This is a genomic window from Nonomuraea aurantiaca (assembly GCF_020215705.1).
Lineage (GTDB): Bacteria > Actinomycetota > Actinomycetes > Streptosporangiales > Streptosporangiaceae > Nonomuraea > Nonomuraea aurantiaca.
In genome coordinates this window covers 1,240,555-1,253,983 of the sequence record NZ_JAIWNB010000001.1, presented here as the reverse complement: position 1 = coordinate 1,253,983, position 13,429 = coordinate 1,240,555, and the positions used below count along the sequence as shown (strand labels likewise).

11 protein-coding genes, 4 tRNA genes and 1 riboswitch are annotated in these 13,429 nt (G+C 69.2%); of the genes, 7 read left to right on the top strand and 8 right to left on the bottom strand.

Going from position 1 to position 13,429, the window contains the following annotated elements:
- Positions 1-93 precede the first annotated feature (93 nt).
- Positions 94-287, bottom strand: a riboswitch (cobalamin riboswitch).
- 4 nt (positions 288-291) lie between these two features.
- The 6 genes from LDL49_RS05665 to LDL49_RS05640 form a co-directional block, all read right to left on the bottom strand.
- Positions 292-1,257, bottom strand: coding sequence for a tripartite tricarboxylate transporter substrate-binding protein (locus LDL49_RS05665; protein WP_225289811.1), 966 nt, complete (start codon positions 1,255-1,257; stop codon positions 292-294).
- Between the two features lie 107 nt (positions 1,258-1,364).
- The gene (locus LDL49_RS05660) at positions 1,365-2,132 is read right to left on the bottom strand and encodes an SAM-dependent methyltransferase (protein ID WP_225289810.1); all 768 of its coding nucleotides are present in this window, start codon (positions 2,130-2,132) and stop codon (positions 1,365-1,367) included.
- 73 nt (positions 2,133-2,205) lie between these two features.
- Positions 2,206-4,026 carry a glutamine--fructose-6-phosphate transaminase (isomerizing) gene (gene glmS, locus LDL49_RS05655; protein WP_225289809.1) on the bottom strand — a complete coding sequence of 607 codons (1,821 nt, stop codon included), beginning with the start codon at positions 4,024-4,026 and terminating at the stop codon, positions 2,206-2,208.
- Between the two features lie 48 nt (positions 4,027-4,074).
- Positions 4,075-4,350: a hypothetical protein gene (locus tag LDL49_RS05650; protein WP_225289808.1), complete on the bottom strand. Its 276-nt coding sequence runs from the start codon at positions 4,348-4,350 to the stop codon at positions 4,075-4,077.
- A 68-nt stretch (positions 4,351-4,418) separates the two neighbouring features.
- Complete coding sequence (locus LDL49_RS05645; protein WP_225289807.1) at positions 4,419-5,159, bottom strand: ABC transporter permease; 741 nt, start codon at positions 5,157-5,159, stop codon at positions 4,419-4,421.
- 216 nt (positions 5,160-5,375) lie between these two features.
- A complete protein-coding gene (locus LDL49_RS05640; protein ID WP_225289806.1) occupies positions 5,376-6,179 on the bottom strand; it encodes an ABC transporter ATP-binding protein in 804 nt (267 codons plus the stop codon).
- A gap of 57 nt (positions 6,180-6,236) precedes the next feature.
- On the opposite strand from LDL49_RS05640, the gene LDL49_RS05635 reads away from it, so the two are divergent.
- From LDL49_RS05635 to LDL49_RS05605, 7 genes are all read left to right on the top strand, one after another.
- On the top strand, positions 6,237-6,851 hold the full coding sequence (locus tag LDL49_RS05635) for a TetR/AcrR family transcriptional regulator (RefSeq protein WP_225289805.1): 615 nt from the start codon (positions 6,237-6,239) through the stop codon (positions 6,849-6,851).
- Positions 6,852-6,926: 75 nt separating this feature from the next.
- The gene (locus tag LDL49_RS05630; protein WP_225289804.1) at positions 6,927-9,500 is read left to right on the top strand and encodes a peptidoglycan recognition protein family protein; all 2,574 of its coding nucleotides are present in this window, start codon (positions 6,927-6,929) and stop codon (positions 9,498-9,500) included.
- A gap of 171 nt (positions 9,501-9,671) precedes the next feature.
- Positions 9,672-9,743 (top strand) — tRNA-Gly (locus LDL49_RS05625).
- Between the two features lie 16 nt (positions 9,744-9,759).
- Positions 9,760-9,830 (top strand) — tRNA-Cys (locus LDL49_RS05620).
- A 54-nt stretch (positions 9,831-9,884) separates the two neighbouring features.
- Positions 9,885-9,956, top strand: a tRNA-Gly gene (locus LDL49_RS05615).
- 22 nt (positions 9,957-9,978) lie between these two features.
- Positions 9,979-10,053 (top strand) — tRNA-Val (locus LDL49_RS05610).
- Between the two features lie 183 nt (positions 10,054-10,236).
- Positions 10,237-10,488, top strand: coding sequence for a TetR-like C-terminal domain-containing protein (locus LDL49_RS05605; RefSeq protein ID WP_225289803.1), 252 nt, complete (start codon positions 10,237-10,239; stop codon positions 10,486-10,488).
- On the opposite strand, the gene LDL49_RS05600 is transcribed toward LDL49_RS05605, so the two are convergent.
- Together LDL49_RS05600 and LDL49_RS05595 are read right to left on the bottom strand one after the other, a co-directional pair.
- Positions 10,485-11,357 carry an LLM class F420-dependent oxidoreductase gene (locus tag LDL49_RS05600; RefSeq protein ID WP_225289802.1) on the bottom strand — a complete coding sequence of 291 codons (873 nt, stop codon included), beginning with the start codon at positions 11,355-11,357 and terminating at the stop codon, positions 10,485-10,487. The two genes, LDL49_RS05605 and LDL49_RS05600, sit on opposite strands and share 4 nt — an antisense overlap.
- A gap of 102 nt (positions 11,358-11,459) precedes the next feature.
- A complete protein-coding gene (locus tag LDL49_RS05595; protein WP_308016078.1) occupies positions 11,460-13,415 on the bottom strand; it encodes an ABC transporter ATP-binding protein in 1,956 nt (651 codons plus the stop codon).
- Positions 13,416-13,429 lie beyond the last annotated feature (14 nt).

Here is a 13,429-nt window from a genome sequence, read left to right as displayed (position 1 = left end):
GCGCGCGAGAGCACGGCGGCCCTGGACTCCACGGCCGCGACGCCCCCGGCCCTCCCTCGAGGCCATGGACACTTCGATGGGCGGAGCCGGCCGGCTCCCCCAACGTCGCCGGCAGGTCTTCGGGCTCGCGGGCATGATCGATGCTTCCTACTGGCCGTCGCTTCCCGGAGGTCTCCAGTGCTCGTGACGGCGGTCGTTCCCGCTCACCGCTGCGGGGCAGCCCCGGAATCGCACCGGGTTCCCTTTTGCTCCGCCCCGAGGGGCGAACCAGCGACGAGCAGAATCCTACATCTAGTGGCCGCGGTCGCAACTACCCCAGCATGTTGTGTTAGCGGTGTCGATCATGCCCAGATCGCGGAGCACGGCCCTGGTCCTGCCGATCTCCGAGGCCAGCCACTGTTCGAAGTCGTCGCCGCTGAGCGGGATCGAGGTCCATCCCTCCGCCCGGCAGGCCGCCCGCCACGAGTCGGACGCCGTGACCTCGTCACAGAGCCGGATGGCGACCGCCTTGCCGTCGTCGGACATCCCCTCGGGCCCCACGGCCGCGCACCAGTCGGCGAAGTCCACCCGCACTCCGCACTCCAGCAGGCTCGGCGCCTCGACGCCGTCCACCCGGCGCGCACTGGAGACGGCTAGCACCCTGACCAGTCCCTTGCCGATGGCGCGGCGCCAGTCCGCGAGCGTGCCGGTCGCCGCGGCGGCCTTGCCGCCGAGGAGCGCGGCCGCGGCCTCCTCGCTGCCGGGAAAGCCGGTGTAGTCGACCTGCCGGGTGTCGGCGCCCAGGCCCTTGGCGATCAGCCCGAACAGCAGGTGGTCGGGCTCGCCCTGCGGTCCGCCCGTCAGCGGCGTGCGGTCGGGGTGGGCGACCAGCTGCGCGCCGAACTGGTCGAAGGTGGCGAACTTGGAGCGGGCGGGCACCACCACCACCTCGATCTGGCCGGTGAGCCGGGCCAGCGGCGTGGCGGTGTCGAGCAGCGACAGCCCGTTGTTGAGCTCGGTCGCGGCCAGCGCGGGCAGCCCGGTGACGGTGATGCGGGTGACGGGCGGCGTGTCGGAGACCGGGAAACCGGCGTCGCGGGCGGTCTCGACGAGCGCCTTGGTGACACGGGCCCAGCGCCCGGCGCCCGGGACGATCGCGAACCGGCCCGAGAGGCCGGCCGCGTTGACGGCACGTCCGCCGAGGCCCCTCTCCGTGCCACATCCTGTCGCGCAGGCCGCCACCGCCAGCCCGAGCGCGAAGAACCCCCGTCGGCGCATGGCGTCCTCCCCCTCGCACCCCATTAACTACCCCAGGTCACTGACACTTAACGCACTGTTACACATCAGGGCTGTCATTATCTGGGATCACGAAAAGTCGGGAAGAACTACGAAGTTTTCTCGCCCACACCGACGAGCAGGTACGACGGCAGCGAGGGCTCGCTGACCAGCCTCGGCCGGTCGGGACGCCAGTCGGGGGCGTGCACCAGACCCGGCTCGATCAGCTCGAAGTCACCGAAGAACGCCCGGATCTCCCTCGGCGTCCGGTCCGTGCCGGCCCCGGCCGACGTGGGCCGGCGGAGCGGCGTGGCGCCCTCCTCGAACCGCCCCCGCGAGGTCGCGTGGGTGAGCACCAGGTGGCTGCCGGGCGCCACCGCCTCGCGCAGCCTGGTCACCATCTTGCCCGGGTCGCGGGCGTCCGGGATGAAGTGCAGGATCGAGACCAGCAGTACGCCCACCGGCTCGTTCAGGTCGAGGAAGCGGGACGCCTGCGCCAGCACCTCGTCGGGGTCGAGCAGGTCGGCCTGGACGAAGACGGCCCGGCCCGCCTCCTCCAGCAGCGCCCTGGCGTGCGTGGCGACGACCGGGTCGCGGTCGACGTAGACGACTTTCGCCTCCGGTGCCACCTCGTGCACGTTGCCCTGGGTCGGCAGCCCGCTGCCCAGGTCGAGGAACTGCCGGACGCCCGCGTCCGCCAGGTGGCGGACCGCGCGCTGGAGGAAGGCCCGGTTGGCACGCGCCAGAAGGACGGCTTGCGGAAGCAGGGCCGCAAGCCGGTCGATCGCCTCGCGGTCGACGGCGTAGTTGTCCGTGCCGCCGAGCATGTAATCGTACATTCGTGCGAGATTTGGCGTTTCACCATGAAACTCGGGCACAGTTTCGATCTTAAGTCCTGCCGGTCCACTTATCACGGGCTATGTGCCTATTGTGGCCGCCGGGTCGTAGCAGTTACTCGACTGTGACGCTCTTAGCCAAATTGCGTGGCTTATCCACATCGCGCTCGAGGGCCACGGCGGCGTGGTACGCCAGCAGCTGCAGCGGGATCGTGAGCAGGATCGGGTCCAGCTCGATCTCGTTCTTCGGCACCACGATGACGTCGTCGGCCAGCTTGGCGTCGGGTTCGCGGTGGCCCACCATGAGCACCTTGCCGCCGCGGGCGCGGATCTCGCCGAGCGTGGTGAGGTTCTTGTCGAGCAGCTCGTCGTCGGGGACGATCGCCACCGTCGGCATCTCGGGGCCGATGAGGGCGAGCGGCCCGTGCTTGAGCTCGCTGGCCGGATAGGCCTCGGCGTGCACGTACGAGATCTCCTTGAGCTTCTGCGCGCCTTCGCGGGCCACGGGATAACCGCGGACCCGGCCGACGAACATCATGCTCGGATAGTTCGCGTACTTCTTCGCCAGCTCGGCGATCTTGTCGCCCTGCGCCAGGATCTCCTCGATCTGGCCGGGCAGCCTGCGCAGGCCCTCGCAGACGCGGCGGCCGTCGGCGGGCGAGAGGTCGTGCACCCGGCCGAAGTGCAGCGCGAGCAGCGCGAACGCCAGGGACGTCGAGGTGAACGCCTTGGTCGAGGCGACCGAGACCTCGGGCCCGGCGTGCAGGTAGACGCCGCCGTCGACCTCGCGGGCGATGGCGCTGCCGACCGCGTTGACGATGCCGATGACCCGACCGCCCTTGCGCTTGAGCTCCTGTACGGCGGCGAGCGTGTCGTAGGTCTCGCCCGACTGGCTGATCGCGACGTAGAGCGTGTCGGGGTCGACGACCGGGTTGCGGTAGCGGAACTCGCTGGCCGGCTCGGCGTCGGCCGGGATGCGAGCCAGCTCCTCGATCAGCTGCGCGCCGATCTGGCCGGAGTAGTAGGCCGAGCCGCAGCCGATGATCTTCACCCGGCGGAAGGAGCGGGTCTCGCGGGCGTCCATGTTCAGGCCGCCCAGGTGCGCGATGTGGAAGCGCTCGTCGAGGCGGCCGCTCATGGTGCGCGAGACCGTGTCGGGCTGCTCGGAGATCTCCTTGAGCAGGTAGTGCTCGTAGCCGCCGGTGTCGTAGTGCCCGGCGTCCCAGTCGACGGTCAGCGGCTCCTTGGCGGTCTCGCGCGCGTCGCTGGCGAAGGTGTGGAACCCGTCGGCCTTGAGCACGGCCAGCTCGCCGTCCTCCAGGTGCACGACCTGGCGGGTGTAGCGGACGAGCGCGGCCACGTCGGAGGCGGCGAACATCTCCTTCTCGCCGATGCCGAGCACGATCGGGCTGCCGTTGCGGGCCACGACCACCTCGCCGGGGCGCTCACTGTCGAGGACCGCGATGCCGTACGTGCCGACGATGCTCTTGAGCGCCTTCCGTACGGCCTCCTCCAGCGTGTCGGTCTCCCCGACCGTACGGGCGATCAGGTGCGCGAGCACCTCGGTGTCGGTCTCGGAGAGAAACTCCGCCCCGTCGGCGGTCAGCTTGGCGCGCAGCTCGTCGGCGTTCTCGATGATGCCGTTGTGCACGACCGCGATCCGCTCGTCGGACGACAGGTGCGGGTGCGCGTTGAGGTCACTGGGCACGCCATGGGTGGCCCACCGCGTGTGACCGATGCCGAGGGCACCCTTGAACCTGGCGGGTACGACCTTCGCCAGGTCGGCGACCCGGCCTTTGACCTTGCGTACCTTGAGCCCCTTGTTGGACACGACGACGCCGGCCGAGTCGTAGCCTCGATACTCCAGCCGTTGCAGCCCTTCCAGCAGGATGGGCGCCGCATCCTTCGACCCAACATAGGCCACTATTCCGCACATACGACGCTCTCCTCTATCTTTGGGGCTTTTCTACCCTTTTGTCCGCTTTTATCCGTACACGATCCTGCGCAGTTGCCGGAGCGAGAGCTCCGGCGGCGCCACCCGGCGCCCGCGCAGTTCCGCGGCGACCCTGGGGAAGATCTCGTCGTTGGTCAGACCGCGAGACTTCAGCTCCCCATGACGCCGCCGGACGAACTCCTCGACCGGCTCGGAGAAGTACGACAGCACGTCGGCCACCACGCGCGCCGCCTCACCAGGACCCAGACCACTGGTCCTGACGAGATGGGCGACGAGGTCTTCGTAGGGATGCCGTGCCAGGGACACAGATGAGGACACTACGCAACTGTGATGCGACACGCTAATATCCTGCCCGAAATCGGGCAGGATATTAGCTAAAGCACGGCCGATCGACCCCATCCCTTACCGAGACGGCGCCAGGCGAACGCGCCGGCCGCCGCACCGAGGCCGATGAGGACGGCCGCGGGGCCCACCGTGGCGGACACGTCGCCGCGCACGGCGGCCTGCAGCATGGTCGTCGCCCAGTAGCCGGGCGAGGCCGGCGCGATGGTCTGCGCCCATGACGGCATCAGCGCGTACGGCACCAGCGCCCCGCCCAGCGCGCTGACCGACAGGGCGCCGATGTTGCAGAGCGTGCTGAGTTCGCCATGGCTGCGGACCACCGCGGCCAGCGCCGTACCCACGCCGAGGAGGGCGAAGCACCACGCGGCGACGGCCAGCCCGAGCGGCCAGAGCGGCCCAGTCGGCCGCATGCCCACGGCGAGGATCCCGTAGACCAGCAGGACGACCTGCTGGACAGCCAGGATGGCGAAGACCGGCAGGGTCTTGCCGATGATCAGCTCGGGCACGCGCGCCCGGGTCGCCCTGATCCGGTCCCAGGTGTGCCAGACGCGCTCGGTCAGCACGGCGCTCGCCACGTCGGCCATCGACAGCACCGAGAACATCACGAGCAGTCCCGTCACCACCTGCGCGGGCTGCCCGAGCATCGACTTGAAGACCAGCATGAGCACCATCGGCATCACCAGGTAGCTGACCAGGTGGGCGGGATCGCGCCTGCGCAGCAGCACGTTGTGCCCGACCAGCACCGCGATGCGATGGAGCGAGTCACGCGACATGGGCCGACTCCGTTCTTGCCTCTCCCCCGAAGGGGGCATCCCAGATAGACCCCAGCCCCGACGGCCCGTCTCCGCCGTTCCCGAAGGGGGATTCCTCCTCAGGGACCTCAGCCACGACGGACCGTCACAGAGATCAAGACGGTCCCGCGACCAAACACCCGAGGAACCACTGCGGTCCCCGCATCAGTGAATGCCGGACAGCTCCTGGGAGGCGCATCACGCCACATGGGACAGCTCCTTGTAGAGGTCGTCGAGCGACGGCTGGCGGATGTCGATGCCACGCACCGGCCGGTCGAGGCCGCGCAGCAGCTCGGCGAGCGTGGCCGTGGGGTCGGCCGTGGTGACGGCGAGCTCCTCGTCGTCGAGAATCACCCGCACCTCGCCCGGCAGGCCCTTGAGCAGCTCCTCGCCCGTACCTCTGGCGATCACCCTGCCGCTCTTCGCGACCGCGATCGTGGCGTCCAACTCGGTCAGTTCGGGCAGGTAGTGGGTGGCGTACACGACCGTGGCGCCGTTGTCGGCCCGGCGGCGGACGGCCGCGAGAAGAGCGGCTCGCGTCTCGGGGTCGGCGCCGACCGTCGGCTCGTCGAGCAGCAGCACGGCCGGGTCGGCGACCAGCGCGGTGGCGGCCTGGGTGCGGCGCTGCTGGCCACCGGACAGAACGCTCACCCGCCGGTCCAGCTCCTTCGTCAGCAGCATCTCCTCGGCGATCCGGTCGATGGCCTGCTTGAGCGCCTGGCGGCGCAGCCCGGCCAGGCCACCGAAGAAGCGCAGGGTCTCGCGGACGGTGACGCTCGGGTAGAGCGCGAGCTGCTGCGGCGCGACGCCCACCTGGCCGTCGATCACCACATGTCCCGACTCGGGAGCGATGAGGCCGGAGGCGATCTCGAAGAAGGTCGTCTTGCCGGCGCCGTTGTGCCCGACCAGACCCGCGATCTCCCCCGGCGCCACCTCCAGGCAGAAGCCGTCCAGCGCGGCCACCTCGTTGAAGCGCTTGACGAGTTCGGTCGCCTTGAGCATGTCTCCCGCCCTTTCTCGGTCTACCTTGTAGACTCCTCTACACCGTAGACTGAGGCGGTGCGGAAACTCAAGACCGAGCGGCAACCGGAGATCCTCGACGCCGCCCTCGCGATCGCCGACGAACGCGGCCTCGACGCCCTGACCATGCGAGCGGTCGCCGAACGCATCGGCCTGACGCCCATGGCCCTTTACGGATATTTCCGCAACAAGGATGAGCTGCTGGACGGACTCGTCGGGCGACTGCTGACGACTCTCCCGGCGGGCCCGCCCAGCGAGTCGTGGGACCAGCGGCTGAGCGCGTTCGCGTGGGCCACCAGGAGGCTGGCGCGGGAGCATCCCAGCGTCTTCCCGCTGCTGTTCGCCCGGCCGTCGGTCACGGCCGACGCGGTGCGGGTGGTGGACTGGATCTACCAGGCGCTCATAGACGCGGGGGTGCCCGACGCCGAGGTGCCGCGGATCGAGCGCATGGTCAGCACGTTCGTGCTCGGCTTCGCGACGTCCGAGGCGAACGGCCGGTTCTCGGCGGCCAGCCACGACGTCCGCTCACGCCGGGGCCGGGGGGACTTCCCGGCGCATCAGCGGCTGATGCCTTACCTCGACGCGCCGGCCGACCTGGACGCGGAATTCGCCGCCGACCTCGCGGACCTCGTCCGTATCATCCGCCCCGCCTGACCCATCTCCTTTCGAGGAATGGTTACTCTCGGTGGTTGCACTGTTGCGTGCTGTTCCGCCGTGTAGGGGGTCCTCATGTTGCTGTGGGTCGTCGTCGGTCTCACCGCGTCCACCGTCGCCATGCCCGGACTCCCCGGACTGCCCGAACTACCGGACCTGCCGGACCTGGGCGGCGTAGGGCATCGGGCTGACATGAGCCGCCAGGGCGACTTCGCGGCGGCGGCGCGGGAGTTCGGGGTGCCGGAGAGCGTGCTGCTGGGCGTGTCGTACCTGGAGGCCAGGTGGAACGCGAACGGCGGAGCACCCAGCGTGGCCGGCGGCTACGGCCCGATGCACCTCGTGGACGCACCGGCCGTAACGGGAGACAGGCACATCGCGGATCCGCCGGCGGTAGCCGGAGGCACGCACCTCGTGGACGCGCCAGCGGTAGCCGGAGGCAGGCACCTCGCGGACGCGCCGGCTGAAGCGGGGGGCAGGAATCTCGTGGAGGCCCCGGGCGTACCCGGACGCGTGCGTGACGGGGCGGCCGCACGGGAGGCGACGCTGCGGCTCGCGGAGCGCCTCACCGGACTGGCGCCCGCGCGACTGCGCGCCGATCCCGCCGCCAACATCCGAGGCGGCGCCGCCGTGCTCGCGTCCTACCAGCGCCGGCCCAGCGCGGACCCCGCCGACTGGTACGACGCGGTCGCCCGCTACTCGGGCGCGCCCGACCCGAACGCGGCCCGCGCCTTCGCCGACGAGGTGTTCGCGGTGATCCGCGCGGGAGCCACCCACCGGACGGACGACGGCCAGCCGGTACGGCTGACGGCCATCCCCACCCTCCGCCCCCTGACCCATCTACGCCCAACCCACCTCACCCCAACCCGCCTCACCGCACTTGGTCCCGGCGCGACTCCCGTGGCAGCAGCACCTGTAGCGGGCGGCCACCCCTCAACCTCACGGAAGACCGCGAACACCGCTGGAGGTTCCTCGGCGGCATCCGAAATCACCGACGCCGGCTACCCGCCCCCCTTCCCACTCCCGGCCCCAGCCCCAACCCCGCCCCCAGCCCCGACCGACGTGGCACAACCCCGGCCCGACGTGGCACAACCTGTGGCAGGCCAGGCAAAACCTGCGGCGCCAGAAGACCAACCGCCGCCCCCCGGAACCGACACGAGCCGTCCGACACTCCCGGCACCGCACACAAGCACAAAAGCAACCACAAACACGGCGAACGTCGAATGCCCCGCCTCACTGGCCTGCGAGTGGATGCCCGCCGCCTACAAACGCACCGGCAAGGGCGACTACGGCAACCACGACACCCTGAATGGGCCGAGACGCATCGACTACATCGTGATCCACGACACCGAGGGCACCTACGAAGGCGTCCCGTCGATGGTGAACGACCCCGAGTACGTGAGCTGGCACTACACGATCCGCTCCAGCGACGGACATGTCGCCCAGCACGTACGTACAAAGGACATCGCCTGGCACGCCGGCAACTGGGACATCAACTCCCGCTCCATCGGCATCGAACACGAGGGCTACCTGGCCAGCGGCGGCACCTGGTACACGGAGGCGATGTACCGCTCATCAGCCAAACTGGTGAAATATCTGGCCACCAAACACCACATCCCCCTCGACCGCGCCCACATCCTCGGGCACGACAACGTCCCGGGCCCGAGCCCCGAAACGCTCCCATCCATGCACGAGGATCCCGGCCCGTACTGGGACTGGGCACACTATTTCCGCCTGCTGGGCAGCCCACTCAAAAAGGCCAAGAAGGGCACGTCGATCATCATCCGCCCCACCTATGAAACCAACCAACCACATTTCACCGGCTGCACCGCCAGCCCCAGCAATCCCACCAATCCCATCGAGATCAACCCCATCAAACCAATTGGGAACTCCAACCCCGCCCAGCCTGGCCAGTCCGTCAAGCCTGCCCAGCCTGCCAATTCCGCCAACCCCACCGAGCCCGCCAAATCCGCGAAGCCCACCAAATCAACTAAATCCACCGGGCCCTGTCCCCCACACGGCGCCTCCGCCGTCTTTCTGCGCACAGAACCGCGCGAGGACGCCCCACTCGTGGACGACATCGGCAAACGCGTCGGCAAGCCCAGCACGTACAGCGTCTACGACCACAGCGCCCGCGCCTCGACCGGCCAGCGCTACGCCGTGGCGGACCGGAAGGGCGACTGGACGGCCATCTGGTATCTAGGCGGCAAGGCCTGGTTCTACAACCCCGCCGCCGCCCCCACCGCCATCCCGGCGAGGGGCCCGCTCGTCACCCCCCGCAGAAAACACATCAAGGTGTACGGCCGTGCATACCCCGAAAAATCCGCCTACCGAGGCGCCGTCGCCTACCAGCCCTCAACCCCGCTCGACTACGTCGTACACCCCGGCCAGTACTACTCGCTCGGCCTCACACTGCCCGGCTCCTACCACGCGACGAACTCTTTCAACCCGACCAAGCACGTCACCGTCACGGGCAAGGACCGCTACCACCAGATCCAGTTCGGCCACCGCGTCATGTTCGTCATGGCCAGAGACGTCCGCGTGACCCACCGAGCCCCAGCGGTCCGCATAACCCATCGGCCCCCACCGATCCGCATAACCCACCAAACACCACCAGCTCGGGCGGCCCAGCGACCCCACCGGCCCGCGTGACCCACGAGCCGCACCGCCCCGTACAGCCCGCCGAACTCCACCGCCGCCTGACCCAACGAACCACACCTGCCACCTGACCCGCTGAATCTCACCCGCACCCCCGCTCACCGCACACGCGCACTCCCCGAAGGCGATATGGTTTTCCCGTGGCCGGTACGTCGCCGGAAACACGCGGAAGTGGCTCAGTGGTAGAGCATCACCTTGCCAAGGTGAGGGTCGCGGGTTCAAATCCCGTCTTCCGCTCGGAGTTCAATCTCCTGGTGGAGTGGCCGAGAGGCGAGGCAGCGGCCTGCAAAGCCGTCTACACGGGTTCAAATCCCGTCTCCACCTCGGTCGCTGGACAGCGGACCCTCCCGGGTCCGCTAAAGTTAAGTGTGGCACCACGCGGAAGTGGCTCAGTGGTAGAGCATCACCTTGCCAAGGTGAGGGTCGCGGGTTCGAATCCCGTCTTCCGCTCGGAGTTCAAGTAACTCGATAAGGACGATTAGCTCAGCGGGAGAGCGCTTCCCTGACACGGAAGAGGTCACTGGTTCAATCCCAGTATCGTCCACCACGCTCCATGGCGGGCCAGAGCTCATCTGGCCAAACAGGAGTTATAGCCCCAGCTCACGGCACACGCCGGAAGTCTGGGGCTTCTTGTCGTTCCGGGTCGATCATGGCTGCTGTCAGCACCGGCGCCGGCATGGTCGCCATCCGCCTCGCCCGGCCATGCAGCATCTGGTAGGCGGTTATCCCGTTGACGACCAGCGTCACCAGCGGCGACCAAACCCTGGACGGGCAGCTACGGTCCTGGGCTCGCATCCAGGAACGGCCGGACGTCAGTCCCCGCGTCGCCGGTGCCGCCATCCTCATCTGGACCCGGGTCCACGGGATCGTGAGCCTCGAACTCACCGGATTGCTCCACGACCATCCCCTCGACGCACAGCGGCTGATCCGCCTGGAGATCGACAGCGCCCTCCAGCGGCAGCTGGCCCCGACCGCGAACTAAGCGGCCTTCCGGACCTCAAGCGCGTCGGCCGCCGTCTCCAGTGCGGCGAGGTGCTCGTCGACCGAGCGGAGTCCCGCCCGCATGGTGTTGACGGCGAGGTGAGTGGCCCCGGACTCCCGCCACTGCCGGGCCGCCTCGCGTAGTTCCTCCGCGTCGCCCGTCCAGCTGACCCGGCCTTCCATGCCCAGCGTGGCGGGGTCGCGGCCCGCCTGCGTGGCGGCCTCCGCGACCATGGCCTTGGCCTCGTCGAGCTTCGGTCCCGGAGGCATCTGCGGAAACCACCCGTCGGCCAGGCGTCCGGCGCGGCGGTACGCCGGGGGCGACTGCGCGCCGAACCAGACGGGAATCGGCCGCTGCACGGGCAGCGGCGCCAGCCCCGCGCCGGTCACCCGGTCGAAGGTGCCCTCGAACGTGAGCGACGGCTCGGTCCACAACCGGCGCATCAACGTCACCTGCTCCTCGATGCGCTTGCCTCGGGTGCTGAAGTCCTGGCCGAGGGCTTCGTACTCCACCTTGTTCCAGCCCAGTCCCACGCCCAGCCGGAACCGGCCGGAGGTGAGCAGGTCGACCTCCGCCGCCTGCTTGGCCACCAGGGCCGTCTGCCGCTGGGGCAGGATGATGATGCCCGTGACGAGCTCCAGCGAGGTCAGCGCGGCGAGGTAGCCGAACAGGACCATCGGCTCGTGGAAGGTGGTCCGTACGTCGTAGGGGCCGTCCCAGCCCTCGTGGACCGCCGGATCGGCGCCTACGACGTGGTCATAGGCCAGTACATGCCGGAACCCGAGCTCCTCGACCCGCTGTCCGTAGGCCCGTACGGCGCCCACGTCGGCGCCGAGCTCGGTCTGAGGAAAGACGACACCGATTTGCATGCGTGGCTCCCGTCAAGATCCGGCGATTCCTGAAACATCATCGGGTATCCGGCGTCGATCATCCAGATCCGACACCTGCTCAGGAGCCGCCGGTTCCGCGTGCTAGTCCACCTCCACGACCGGCCGGCCGAACTGGGCCGAGTACAGGCGGGCGTAGGCGCCGTCCGCGGCCAGCAGCGACTCGTGCGTGCCCTGCTCAACGATCCGCCCGTTCTCCATGACCAGGATCAGGCTGGCGTCACGGATCGTGGACAGCCGGTGGGCGATCACGAAGCTGGTACGCCCCTCGCGCAGCGAGCTCATCGCCCGCTGGATGAGCACCTCGGTCCGGGTGTCGACCGAGCTGGTGGCCTCGTCCAGGATCAGGATCGCCGGCTCGGACAGGAACGCGCGGGCGATCGTGATCAGCTGCGTCTCGCCCGCGCTGACCGTCGCGCCCTCCTCGTCGATCACCGTGTCGTAGCCGTCGGGCAGCGTGTGCGCGATGCGGTCGACGTGGGCGGCCTCCGCGGCGGCCTCGATCCGTTCGCGTGTGGCGCCCTCCGCCCCGTAGCCGATGTTCTCCGCGATCGTGCCGCCGAACAGCCAGGTGTCCTGCAGCACCATGCCGATGTTGGCGCGCAGCTCTTCCCTGGACATCTCCGCGATGTCGACGCCGTCGAGCGTGATGCGCCCGCCGGTCACCTCGTAGAAACGCATGATGAGGTTGACCAGCGTCGTCTTGCCCGCTCCCGTGGGGCCGACGATGGCCACGGTCTGGCCGGGTTCGACGGTCAGCGACAGGTTCTCGATCAGCGGCCGGTCCGGCGCGTACCGGAAGGACACGTTCTCGAACGCCACGCGGCCCCTGACCTGCTCGGGCCGTGCGGGCTTGGCGGGCTCGGCGGACTGTTCCGGGGCCTCCAGCAGCTCGAAGACTCGTTCGGCCGAGGCGACGCCCGATTGCACCAGGGTCGCCATGCCGGCCACCTGGGTCAGCGGCTGGCTGAACTGCCTGGAGTATTGGATGAAGGCCTGTACGTTGCCCAGCGAGATCGAGCCCGAGGCCACGTTGAACCCGCCCACCACGGCGACCAGCACGTAGTTGAGGTTGCCGATGAACATCATCGCCGGCTGGATGAGCCCGGAGATGAACTGGGCGCGGAAGCTGGAGGCGAACAGGGCCTGGTTGTGCTCGTCGAAGGTCTCGGCGACCTCCTTCTGCCTGCCGAACACCTTGACCAGCGTGTGCCCCCCGAACATCTCCTCGATGTGGCCGTTGAGCTTGCCGGTCGAGGACCACTGCTTGATGAACTGCGGCTGCGACCGCTTTCCGATGACCGTGGTGACGTACACCGACAGCGGCACCGTGACCAGCGCGATGAGCGCCAGGAGCGGCGAGATCCAGACCATCATCACCAGCACGCCCACGACCGTCAGCACCGACGAGATGAGCTGGCTCATCGTCTGCTGCAGCGTCTGCGCGATGTTGTCGGTGTCGTTGGTGGCGCGGCTGAGGATCTCGCCGCGCGGCTGGCCGTCGAAGTAGCTCAGCGGCAGCCGCGCCAGCTTGGCCTCGATCTGCCCGCGTAGCCGGGACGCCGCCCGCTGCACGACGATCGTGGTCAGCCGGAACTGCACGATCCCGAGCAGCGCCGCCACCAGGTACAGCGCCAGCACCCAGCCCAGCACCTGGGCCAGCGCGGTGAAGTCGATGCCCTGGCCGGGCACCACGCTCATCGCCGACACCATGTCGGCGAACGTGCCCTGGCCCCTGGCGCGCAGCCCCGCCACGGCCTGCTCCTTGGTGATCCCGGCGGGGAGCTGGGTGCCGATGATGCCCGAGAAGATCAGGTCAGTGGCGTGGCCGAGGATCTTGGGGCCCGTCACGGTCAGCGAGACGCTGACCGTACCGAGGGTCAGGATGACGGCCAGCAGCGCGCGCTCGGGGTGCAGCAGCCGGAGCAGGCGGCGTAACGAACCGCCGAAGTCGTGCGCCTTCTCGGCCGGCCCGGACATCATCATCCGGCCCGGCCCGAAAGCGGGCGCGGGGCGGCGCGCGGGGGTCTGGGTGGTCATGAGCTCTCCTTCGC